This window comes from Glycocaulis sp. (assembly GCF_052168375.1).
Classification (GTDB): Bacteria; Pseudomonadota; Alphaproteobacteria; order Caulobacterales; family Maricaulaceae; genus Glycocaulis.
Genome location: NZ_JBQLZR010000335.1, coordinates 1 through 10,025, shown reverse-complemented (window position 1 = coordinate 10,025; position 10,025 = coordinate 1). Strand labels below are relative to the sequence as shown.

Genomic DNA, 10,025 nt, shown 5'->3' with positions numbered 1-10,025 from the left:
TGTCCTGCACATCGGGAACCAGCGTCAGGGTCTGGAACAGCTTTTCAAGGTCGACCGCCGCCTGACGGATTTGGCGGTAGGCAAAGCCCAGAATGTTGAGAGGCTGGTAGACGGTCATCAGGAGCAGGGTCAGCGCGGCAATATCGCCTGCCTGCAAATCCCCTTGCAGGGCCAGCACGGTGCCGACCAGCGCCACGCCCAGAAGGCCCCCGTTCATAATGGCGCTCTGGATGATGTTCAGCGTGTTGAGGCTCTGGTCCGACTTGGCGGCAACCTGCGCATAGCGGGCCTTGGCGGCATTATAGCGCTCAGCCTCACGCCGTTCGGCGGCAAAGGCCTTCACCGTCTCGAAATTGCCAAGGATATCGACGGCGCGGGCATTCACCTCATTGTCCGCCTCGTTCATCTGGCGGCGCAGCTTCACCCGCCATTCGGTGAGGAACCACGTCACCAGCGCATAGGTCACCACAACCGACACAATGATGGCCGAAAACATCCAGCCATACCGCACCGCCACGAGGATGGCGGCGATGATCAGCTCCACCACAGACGGGACGATGTTGAAGACAAGGAAGCGCAGCAGGAAGTCGACCGCGTTTGCACCCCGGTCGACAATGCGGTTCACCGCGCCGGCGCGCCGCGTCTGGTGATAGCGCAAGGAAAGCGACTGGATGTGCAGGAAGCCTTTGACCGCCATCAGGCGCTGGGCGTCCTGGGAGACGGTCGCGAACATGGCATCGCGCAATTGCGGCGCGGAAGCCGACGCAAAACGGGCTGCTGCATAGGCAAGGAAAGCCCCGCCAAAGGCCCAGAAGGCGAAGTCCGCACCGCTTTCCACACCCGCAATGACGGCGTTGATGCCGTCACCGAACAACAGGGGCGCCCACACGGAGAGAAGCTTGGCGACAACCGTCATCAGGAAGGCCACCACCATGCGGAAACGCCAGCGGGCCATGTCCTTCGACGCCAATATCCCCATGACCCGGACTATGGCCTCGCCAAGGCGTCCTTCGGGCTGCTGGCCATCGGGGGTTTTGATGACGTCGGTAGGTGTTGCCATGGCCCATGCATAGGCCGTTTAGCCAAAGCTAACAATGGGCTTGAGGCGAGGAAGGCGCGAAATTATTCCTCGCCCGGCGCGGCCAGAATCTGGCCCGGATAGATCAGGTCAGGATCGCGAATCTGTTCGCGATTGGCCTGGTAGATGATGGTGTACTGGAAGCCGTCGCCATAGAGGCGGCGCGCAATGCGCCAGAGCGAATTGCCCGGCTGCACGACAACGCGTTCACCGCCCATGGCCAGCGCTTCACGCGTGGCACGTTCAAACGGCAGGGCGATGACGGCCGTCACCCGCCCGTCCGCGTCAAGCTGGTCGATCTGCAGGTCATAGACACCCGGCGCGAAACCGGTATTGGCCGCCACGCTCCAGCGGCCCGCCTCGTCGGCCTCGGTCTCGGCCACGACATCGCCATTGGCGAGGATTCGCACGCCGGCGCCCGGTTCGGCGCGGCCGGAGAAGATCACCGAGCCATTCTCGTCATAGTCGACCGTCTCGAGGACCAGCGGTCCGGTACCAACGCCGTCCTGCGGGCCTTGCAGCACGCGGCTCGCCTCGCCCGGACGGCCCAGCACCACCAAAGGCGTCTCATCGCGGGACGCAGGCACGGACACGACCACCACCTGGTCAGAGCGCACTTCCTGCCCGTCCGGCGTGCGCATCATCAGGCTCAGCTCCACCGTGCCGGCAGGCAGCGGTGTCTGAAGGATGATCACCCATTCGCCAGCGGGCGTGATGGTGGTGCGGGTCAGCTCATCGCCATTGGCCAGCAGGCCGACACTTGCGCCCGGCGCGCCGCGTCCGGCAATCACGGCATTGCCGCGCGCATCCACGCGCACGACATCAAAGCTGGGCGGGGTAAGGCTGGTGGCGGCAGGACGGGGCGCTTCCTCGCTCGCCTGCTCGCTCACCTCAGGCACAGCCTGGAGTTCGGGGTCGGCCGACGGACGGGTCGCTATGTAGAGAGCGGCCGCGCCGACAGCCACGACGAGCAGGACAGCAGCGATGATGAAGGAGCGAGTGGCAGCCATGGAATTCTCCGCAACGGCGTGCCCGTGACAATCGCGCAAGGGCACCCGGTGACCAGTTTTGCCTACGCCTCTTGCAAGGCGCGGGCCGCTTCTATGCGTCCCCCTGCCCGTTCAGTCATGCACACCATGCATGGCAAAAATAGGGAGAGGCTGCAAAAAGCCTCTCCCCAGATGCCGCATGATGAGGGTTTTGCAAACCCCGTTTGCGAAGGCCTGCTGACTAGGCCCTGGCGCGAGCCGGCAGAAAGCGCGGATTGCGCAGCAGTCCGGCGGACACCAGCGCCACGATTACGCCCACGGGCAGTATTTCCGAAAGCGTCACCGGCATGCGGAACCACCAGTTGGCGTATTGCTGAGCGAAGCTCTCCATCTGTGCGGACAGGGCAGCGATTTCCTCAGGCGAAGCACCGGCTTCACGCCGCGCCTCGAGCGTGGCGGCCATGTAGTCGCTCATCCACGTGCCGCCGCTATAGGCCGTATAGGCCTCCCATGTGAGAACGTAGAACAGGCTTGCCAGCAGAGCGATGAGGAAGCCTATGCCAAAGGCCGGCCAGAACCGGATGACCCCGCCTTTCTCGATATCGCGGTAACGCTTCACGCCGACGAACACGAAGGACATGGCGACGAGCATGGTAAGATAGCCAAAGGCCATCCCCAACGCACCGCCACTGGCACCCAGAACCATTCCGAGCACGAGCATCGCACTGACGATAAGTCCCGCGATGGATCCGAAAATAAGAATGTAACGCAAACCGGCCTGTCCCATTTGAAGCCTCCCTTGATGCAATGGCCCGTCAGACAAGCCGCAGAAAGGGGAAACCGGCAATCACCCGAACGGGTGATCTGGCGCGAAATCACCCTTTCAGGGGATCAGGCCGAGCAGGCGCGCCTTGTCGATGGCACTGACACGCCCCGCGGCCTCGAGCTTGCGGTAAAGGCTGGATATGTGGGTTTTGACCGTGTTGGGCGAACACGAAAGGGCGCGTGCGATCTGCTTGTTCGAGTGGCCCCTGGCGAGGTGCGTGAGGACTTCATGCTCCCGGCTGGTGATGCCGAGCGATACGAGCGCGGCCTCGTTACACTCAAAGCCGGCAGTGGCTGGCGCACGCCGCGTCAACGTTATCGCAAGCCATGCGCCAAGGCCGGCAAAGCCGAGTGCCACAAGCCCAAGAAAAATCTCGAAGCCGAATGCGCGGGAAAAATAGCGAAATTCAAGCCATTCCAGCACGAACACGCCAGCGGCCAGAGGCAGCGCATACAGCGCCGCCGACTTCCATATCGTGCGCCGGCTTCCCAGACGATCAGACTCCCAGCTTCTTCCTCAGTATCTCGTTGACCGCTTGCGGGTTGGCCTTGCCGCCCGTCGCCTTCATGACCTGGCCGACAAACCAGCCGAGCGTTTGCGGCTTCACCTTCACCTGCTCGGCCTGTTCCGGGTTGGCCGCGATCAGCTCGTCCACCACCTTCTCGATGGCACCGGTATCGGTGACCTGTTTCAGGCCGCGCGATTCCACGATTTGGGCCGGGTCGCCGCCCTCCTCCCAGAGGATTTCGAACACGTCCTTGGCGATCTTGCCGGAGATGACATTGGTGGTGATAAGGCTGACAAGGCCGGCAAGCTGCGCCGGGCTGACCGGGCTCTCGGTGATGGCGAGGCCTTCCTTGTTCAGGCGCCCGAAGAGCTCGTTATTGACCCAGTTGGCCGACAGCTTCGCATCTGCGCCCGCAATCACCGCCTCGAAATAGTCTGCCCGCTCCTTGTCGGCGGTCAGCACCGAGGCATCGTATTCGGAAAGGCCCAGCACCTCGACAAAGCGCTTGCGCTTGGCTTCGGGCAGTTCGGGCAGGTTCACGCGGATCTTTTCCACGAAGCTCTCTTCCAGCTCCAGCGGCAACAGGTCCGGATCGGGGAAGTAGCGGTAATCATGCGCCTCTTCCTTGGAGCGCATGGCGCGTGTGACGCCGGTATTGGCGTCAAACAGGCGGGTCTGCTGCTCGATCGTGCCGCCTTCCTCAATGATGTCGATCTGGCGGCGGGCCTCATACTCGATGGCCTGCATGATGAAGCGCAGCGAATTCACGTTCTTGATCTCGCAGCGCGTGCCGAGATGCTTGAAATCACCGGTTTCACGGAACTTTTCGTACTGGCCGGGACGGCAGACCGAGACGTTCACGTCGGCGCGCATCTGGCCCTTTTCCATGTCGCCGCCGCACGTATCGAGATAGCGCAGGATCGTGCGCAGCGTGCGCACATAGGCTGCCGCCTCGATGGGCGAGCGCACATGCGGCTTGGAGACGATCTCCATCAGCGCGACGCCGGAGCGGTTCAGGTCCACATAGGTGGCGTTGGGGTCGAGATCGTGGATCGACTTGCCGGCATCCTGTTCCAGGTGCAGGCGCTCGATACCGACCGTGAAGCGCGAGCCGTCATCGCGCTCGCACACGATCTCCCCCTCGCCCACGATGGGGAACTGGAACTGGCTGATCTGGTAGCCCTGCGGCAGGTCAGGATAGAAATAGTTTTTCCGGTCAAAGCGCGAAAAGCGGTTGATCTGCGCGTTCAGGCCAAGGCCAGTCTTCACCGCCTGCTCGACGCAGTGCGCATTGATCACCGGCAGCATGCCCGGCATGGCCGCATCGACGAGGCTGACATGCGTGTTGGGCGCCGCGCCAAAGCTGGTTGATGCGCCGGAGAAGAGCTTTGCCTGCGACTGCACCTGCGCGTGGACCTCAAGGCCGATCACAAGCTCCCAGTCGCCCGTGGCGCCGGAAAGGGTGTAGCGGTGGGAGGCATCATCGAGCGGCATTGCAAGTCTCGTCTGCTGGCGGGTTGGCAACGGGTTCATCTAATGTCGCGTGAGCGCGCATTTGGCTAGGGTTTTTGCTCAGATTGTGTGCCGGACCCCAGGCAGCAGCGCGCAAAAGGCATCGGCCACGCGCTTGCCTCATTGCCTTTAATGCAGTCTCATGGGGTAAAGCCAGTGGAGGAAAACCTGTGGTGTTACGAATTATGGCTGCCGCCTCACTCACGATCGCGTTGGCAGGCTGTGGGGCCACCAGCCCGTCAATAGACAGCACCGCACTGGCAACTGCGCCTGACAACAAGCCCGCCATAGCCCAGCTGGAACTTGCGGCTGGATCGCTCGGCAGCGAGCAGAACCCGGTGCGCGCACGGATGCCGCAAGGCCAGCGCGCCTATCTGGACCGCCTGCGCTGCGCCAGTGGAGACGCTCCGGGCTATCGCCGGATCGGCAGTGGCGGGCGAAGCCCGCATGGCGGGATCGTCGACATGTACAGCGTTACCTGCGAGGGGAGCAGCACAGTCGTGATCTGGATGGACATGTATCACGAACATGTCGAGGAGGAGCCGGTAGACGGCTTCACCATCATCCCTTCCAGCAGCGTCTGAGACGTCAGCCCGCCCCGCCCGGCTGCACGATGACGGCGCCGGAGCGCTCGCCGCTTTCCACGCGCTCATGAGCCTTCACGGTGTCTTCCAGAGACCAGACAGAATCGATCAACGGGCGCAGCAATCCCGCTTCCAGCGCGCTGGTGATGTCGGCAATGGCCGCATCGCGCTGCGCCGCGGTGATCGAGTAGAGGAAAATGCCCTGCAGGCTGACATTGCGGAACATCAGCGGGTAGGCCGGAAAGGCCGGCTCGCGCGAGCTTTCAGAGCCATACCAGGCAATCGTGCCATGCTCGGCGATGAGTTGCGCTGACTGGGCCAGATTGCCGCCCAGCTCCACCTCGACAATGTGGTCGACGCCTGCGCCATCAGTCGCGGCCTTCACCGCTTCCACCACATCCTGCTGGCGGTAATTGATGACATGATCGGCGCCCGCCGCCATGGCGATGGCCGCTTTTGCGGCGCTCGACACGGTGGTGATGATCGTCTCGGCGCCTGCCCATTTGGCGATCTGGATCGCGCTGTGGCCGACCGCGCCCGCCCCGCCCGTGACCAGCACGCTCTTGCCCGCGACGCCGTCATTGCAGAACAGCGCCCGGTGCGCCGTCATGGCGGGGATGCCCAGCGCCGCGCCCGCCTTCACCGAAATCTGGTCCGGCAGCGGCACGGCCTGGCTCGCTGGCAGCACGCAGGTTTCCGCGCATGAACCGCCAGACCGGCGATAGGCCGCGTTATAGAGCCAGACCCGCTCGCCGAGGCGGGCCGGATCGACCCCCTCACCCACCGCCTTGATGATCCCTGCGCCATCGGAATGGGGAATTTGTAACGGGACAGCCATGGGGCCGCGCGCACCGCCGCGCATCTTCACGTCAGACGGATTCACGCCGGACGCCTGCACCGTCACGGCCACTTCGCCGGGCGCAGGCTGCGGTTCAGGCCGTTCGCCAAGGGTCAGCACATCGCTGGCTGCACCCTGCTTTTCATACCAGATGGCTTTCACTCAGGTCCGTCCTGATCGGCTTTGCGGGCGTTCGCCGCGAGACCATCAACCCACACTTTCAGCCTGCGGGCAAACAGGAGCGTGCCGATACCGCCTGCACCCACCAGCAACAGCGCCAAGCCGATGGCGCGCGAAGCTGCGCTCTCGCCAAACCGGCCCGACAGCATCGCGGCGCCCAGTATGGCGCAGCCGCACAAGGGGATGAGGATGATCGTGGGGTTCATGACCCTACCACCATTTCTCCGGCCTGGCCGTGAACCCTGCCGCATCCTCGATGGCCGCAGCCACGGAGAACATCGTTTCCTCGTCTAGCGCCCGGGTGATGACCTGAAGACCCAGTGGCAGGCCTTGCCCGTCGAGGCCGGCCGGCACGCTCATCGCCGGGATGCCGGCGATATTGGCTGTCACCGTGAAGATGTCGTTGAGGTACATCTCGATCGGGTCTGCCTTGGACTTCGAGCCAATACCAAACGCGGCGCTCGGCGTGGTGGGGGTCAGGATCGCATCGACCTTCTCGAACGCGGCCTGGAAATCCTCATAGATGCGGCGGCGCACTTTGAGCGCCTTCACATAGTAGGCGTCGTAATAGCCCGCCGAGAGCACATAGGTGCCGATCATGATGCGGCGCTGGACTTCCTTGCCGAAGCCTGCGGCGCGCGTCTTCTCGTAGGTGTCGATCAGGTCCTCGCCCTCGACGCGCACGCCGTAGCGCATGCCGTCATAGCGCGCGAGGTTGGAGGAGGCTTCCGCCGGGGCGATGATGTAGTAGGCGGGCAGCGCGTATTTCGTCATCGGCAGGGAGATGTCGACGATCTCGCAGCCCTGGCTTTTCAGCCATTCTACACCCTTTTCCCAGAGCGCATCGATCTCGCCCGGCATGCCGTCCACCCGGTATTCCTTCGGCACGCCGATGCGCAGGCCTTTGACCGGCTTGTCGCATGCGCCGAGCATGTCCGGCACGGCGCCGGGATAGCTGGTGGAATCCTTCGGGTCATGGCCTGCCATGACTTGCGTCAGCAGCGCGCTGTCACGCACTGATCTGCCGAAAGCGCCGGGATGGTCGAGCGAGGAGGCGAACGCCACCACGCCCCAGCGCGAGCAGCGTCCATAGGTCGGCTTCACGCCAACAAGACCGGTAAAGGCTGCAGGCTGGCGGATGGAGCCGCCCGTATCGGTGCCCGTCGCGCCATAGCCGATACCGGCTGACAGCGCCGACACCGACCCGCCCGACGACCCGCCCGGCACCAGCTTTTCGTCCGAGCCCTTGGCCCGCCATGGATTGACTACAGGGCCGGTCGCAGCCGTCTCGTTCGACGAGCCCATCGCGAACTCGTCCATGGACGCTTTCGCGACCATCACGGCGCCCGCGTCCCACAGATTCTGCGTGACGGTCGATTCGTATTCCGGCTTGAAGCCTTTGAGGATGTTGGACGAGGCCGTCGTCTCGACGCCCTTGACCGCGAACAGATCCTTGATGACCAGCGGCACGCCTTCCAGCACGCCCGCCTCGCCCTTGGCCCGGCGCACATCGGAGGCCTTCGCCATGGAAAGCGCATGGTCAGGATCGATCACCGTGAAGCAGTTGAGCGTGCCTTGCGCGGCCTCAGCCGCCTTCACATGGGCTGCGGTCAACTCCGCGCTGGACACATCGCCTTTGCTCAGCGCGTCGCGGGCTTCAAGGAGGGAGAGGGAGAACAGGTCAGTCATCAGTTTTTGCTTTCGTCCGGTTCGGCACCGCCGCCAATCGTTATGGTTATAGCCCCGTTCATATCAGGGGGCGGTTTTGGCGTCGCCGGGGTTTGGATTGCAGCCTCCAACGCTGCGAGCGCTTTCGAAGGAAACTCTTCCTCGCCGTAAGCCTTGTAATAAGCGTCGATGCCCATCCCGTCACGAATACCTGCTAAAAAAGAGTACACGGCGCTGGCAAAGAGGTCCGGTGATACGCAAAAAGCCCTGACGTCGCCATTGTGTGAGTGTGCAATGTCAATTCGCAGCACATATTGCTCCTCCTCCAAGGTCCGGGGATAGAGATACTCCCGCGACACGGTAATAGTGGTCACATCCGGCTCGTGGTCGGCCACGATTTCAGTTGCCTGATAGCGACCGATTGCCTTGTAACGACCTGTGGCGATTTCCAGTGCCGACGCCGCAAAATCATTGAACGTGAAACCGACATAGCTGACCCATTCGATCGGGGTCACACCGGTGTCGGTGTGCAGATTGATGTTAACCCAGCCGTGAACGGTGAATTCACAGCTGATCTCGAAGTGCTCGGTTTTCGGTGGCAGGTCGTCCGCCATCGAACGCATACCCGCCTACTCCACGCTCTTCGGGACGACGAAGAAGCCTTCCTCGGCGCGCGGCGCATTCTTCAGGACTTTCTCGGGGATTTCCCCGTCCGTCACCTGATCGGCGCGCATCGGCAGCGGGGTAGAGACCGGCGTGGTCATCGGCTCGACATCTGCGACATCGACCTCGTCCAGCATTTCCACCCAGGCCAGAATGCCGTTCAGCTCGCCGGTGAGCTGGGCCACGCGGTCCTTCGGTTCGGCGATACGGGCAAGCCGGGCAATCCGGCGGACATCGTCCTCGGTAACGGACATGGACGCGTAACTCCAGTTAGACAGGAAAAACCAGCGGCCTGACTAACAATGCACATGCCCGCGCGCAAGCGCTCCTGCCCTCGCCACTGGCCTTGGGCTGCACGCTATGGCTAGATTGCCGCGAAACCGCACATTGCGCCCGCCAAATGGAGCATATGCCATGGCCTTCGCCCTTGCCCGCACTGTCATTCCCGCCTTTGCCGCTGCCACCGCGCTCGCCCTTGCCGCCTGTGGCGGTGATTCCGGTGCTGTCGATGGCCGCAGTGCCTATGAGCGCGAAGGCGATTTTGCCCGCGGCTCGGCCGATGCGCCTGTCGTCATGATCGAGTATGCCTCCACCGCCTGCGGCGGGTGCGCAGCCTTCCATGCAGGGGTCCACCCGACGCTGAACCAGTATATCGAGGACGGCACGCTGCGCCTTGTCTTCCGCGAGATGCTCACCGGTTCTGCCGAACTGGCGCTCGCCGGCTTCATGCTGGCGCGCTGTGCCGGTGAGGACCGCTATTTCGACGTGCTCGACGTGCTCTTCGAGCAGCAGCAGGCCATCTTCATGGCTGCCCAGCAGGGGCGCGCCCGTCAGCAATTCCAGACCATCGCCAGCTCGGCCGGCCTGTCGGACGCGGAGTTCCGCGCCTGCATGTCCGACGAGAGCGCGGTCACCGAGATCAACGAATCCAACCAGCGCGCCGCACGCGACGGCATCAACTCCACCCCCAGCTTCATCATCAACGGGGTGCGCGTGGAGCCGAACCGGGCTCCTGACGGCTCCGGCGTCGTCTATTTCGCGGGCAACACCCCGATCGAGGACGAGCAGGGCACCATCCCGGCCCAATTCACCGGCGACAGCTTTGCGCGAATCATCGAGTATTTCCGGTCACGCGCCGAGGAATAGCTTGCGCGCGGGTATTCGGTGGCATGGTGAAGC

12 protein-coding genes are annotated in these 10,025 nt (G+C 63.3%); 2 read left to right on the top strand and 10 right to left on the bottom strand.

Going from position 1 to position 10,025, the window contains the following annotated elements:
* From ACTS2Z_RS14005 to gatB, 5 genes are all read right to left on the bottom strand, one after another.
* Positions 1 to 1,060: ABC transporter transmembrane domain-containing protein (locus ACTS2Z_RS14005; RefSeq protein ID WP_442573820.1), on the bottom strand; the 1,060-nt coding region annotated here is incomplete at its 3' end.
* Between the two features lie 62 nt (positions 1,061 to 1,122).
* Positions 1,123 to 2,088 carry a LysM peptidoglycan-binding domain-containing protein gene (locus tag ACTS2Z_RS14000; RefSeq protein ID WP_442573819.1) on the bottom strand — a complete coding sequence of 322 codons (966 nt, stop codon included), beginning with the start codon at positions 2,086 to 2,088 and terminating at the stop codon, positions 1,123 to 1,125.
* Positions 2,089 to 2,308: 220 nt separating this feature from the next.
* The gene (locus ACTS2Z_RS13995; RefSeq protein ID WP_442573818.1) at positions 2,309 to 2,854 is read right to left on the bottom strand and encodes a DUF4199 domain-containing protein; all 546 of its coding nucleotides are present in this window, start codon (positions 2,852 to 2,854) and stop codon (positions 2,309 to 2,311) included.
* A 96-nt stretch (positions 2,855 to 2,950) separates the two neighbouring features.
* Positions 2,951 to 3,316, bottom strand: a complete 366-nt coding sequence (locus ACTS2Z_RS13990) for a response regulator transcription factor (RefSeq protein ID WP_442573817.1) — start codon at positions 3,314 to 3,316, stop codon at positions 2,951 to 2,953.
* A gap of 73 nt (positions 3,317 to 3,389) precedes the next feature.
* On the bottom strand, positions 3,390 to 4,895 hold the full coding sequence (gene gatB / locus ACTS2Z_RS13985) for an Asp-tRNA(Asn)/Glu-tRNA(Gln) amidotransferase subunit GatB (protein WP_442573821.1): 1,506 nt from the start codon (positions 4,893 to 4,895) through the stop codon (positions 3,390 to 3,392).
* A gap of 191 nt (positions 4,896 to 5,086) precedes the next feature.
* Between gatB and ACTS2Z_RS13980 the strand changes: the two genes are divergently transcribed.
* Complete coding sequence (locus tag ACTS2Z_RS13980) at positions 5,087 to 5,497, top strand: hypothetical protein (protein WP_442573816.1); 411 nt, start codon at positions 5,087 to 5,089, stop codon at positions 5,495 to 5,497.
* Between the two features lie 4 nt (positions 5,498 to 5,501).
* Here the strand turns inward: ACTS2Z_RS13980 and ACTS2Z_RS13975 are convergent, their stop codons facing one another.
* The 5 genes from ACTS2Z_RS13975 to gatC are packed head-to-tail and all read right to left on the bottom strand — an operon-like array spanning position 5,502 to position 9,100.
* Positions 5,502 to 6,497 carry an NADPH:quinone reductase gene (locus ACTS2Z_RS13975; protein WP_442573815.1) on the bottom strand — a complete coding sequence of 332 codons (996 nt, stop codon included), beginning with the start codon at positions 6,495 to 6,497 and terminating at the stop codon, positions 5,502 to 5,504.
* Positions 6,494 to 6,721 (bottom strand): hypothetical protein, encoded by a 228-nt coding sequence (locus ACTS2Z_RS13970; protein ID WP_442573814.1) that lies wholly within the window; start codon positions 6,719 to 6,721, stop codon positions 6,494 to 6,496. The genes ACTS2Z_RS13975 and ACTS2Z_RS13970 overlap by 4 nt, the downstream gene beginning before the upstream one ends.
* 4 nt (positions 6,722 to 6,725) lie before the next feature.
* A complete protein-coding gene (gatA, locus tag ACTS2Z_RS13965; RefSeq protein WP_442573813.1) occupies positions 6,726 to 8,204 on the bottom strand; it encodes an Asp-tRNA(Asn)/Glu-tRNA(Gln) amidotransferase subunit GatA in 1,479 nt (492 codons plus the stop codon).
* Positions 8,204 to 8,806: a hypothetical protein gene (locus ACTS2Z_RS13960; protein WP_442573812.1), complete on the bottom strand. Its 603-nt coding sequence runs from the start codon at positions 8,804 to 8,806 to the stop codon at positions 8,204 to 8,206. Before ACTS2Z_RS13960 ends, gatA begins: the two co-directional genes overlap by 1 nt.
* A 6-nt stretch (positions 8,807 to 8,812) precedes the next feature.
* Positions 8,813 to 9,100 (bottom strand): Asp-tRNA(Asn)/Glu-tRNA(Gln) amidotransferase subunit GatC, encoded by a 288-nt coding sequence (gene gatC / locus ACTS2Z_RS13955; protein WP_442573811.1) that lies wholly within the window; start codon positions 9,098 to 9,100, stop codon positions 8,813 to 8,815.
* A 160-nt stretch (positions 9,101 to 9,260) separates the two neighbouring features.
* Here gatC and ACTS2Z_RS13950 point away from each other — a divergent pair, with 160 nt between their 5' ends.
* A complete protein-coding gene (locus ACTS2Z_RS13950) occupies positions 9,261 to 9,992 on the top strand; it encodes a DsbA family protein (RefSeq protein WP_442573810.1) in 732 nt (243 codons plus the stop codon).
* Positions 9,993 to 10,025: the final 33 nt, after the last annotated feature.

Bases quoted from the DNA above. Each gene is read 5' to 3' on its own strand.
- ACTS2Z_RS14000 (WP_442573819.1), bottom strand. From the start codon at position 2,088: ATGGCTGCCACTCGCTCCTTCATCATCGCTGCTGTCCTGCTCGTCGTG.
- ACTS2Z_RS13995 (WP_442573818.1), bottom strand. From the start codon at position 2,854: ATGGGACAGGCCGGTTTGCGTTACATTCTTATTTTCGGATCCATCGCG.
- gatB (WP_442573821.1), bottom strand. From the start codon at position 4,895: ATGCCGCTCGATGATGCCTCCCACCGCTACACCCTTTCCGGCGCCACG.
- ACTS2Z_RS13970 (WP_442573814.1), bottom strand. From the start codon at position 6,721: ATGAACCCCACGATCATCCTCATCCCCTTGTGCGGCTGCGCCATACTG.
- gatA (WP_442573813.1), bottom strand. From the start codon at position 8,204: ATGACTGACCTGTTCTCCCTCTCCCTCCTTGAAGCCCGCGACGCGCTG.
- ACTS2Z_RS13960 (WP_442573812.1), bottom strand. From the start codon at position 8,806: ATGCGTTCGATGGCGGACGACCTGCCACCGAAAACCGAGCACTTCGAG.
- gatC (WP_442573811.1), bottom strand. From the start codon at position 9,100: ATGTCCGTTACCGAGGACGATGTCCGCCGGATTGCCCGGCTTGCCCGT.
- ACTS2Z_RS13950 (WP_442573810.1), top strand. From the start codon at position 9,261: ATGGCCTTCGCCCTTGCCCGCACTGTCATTCCCGCCTTTGCCGCTGCC.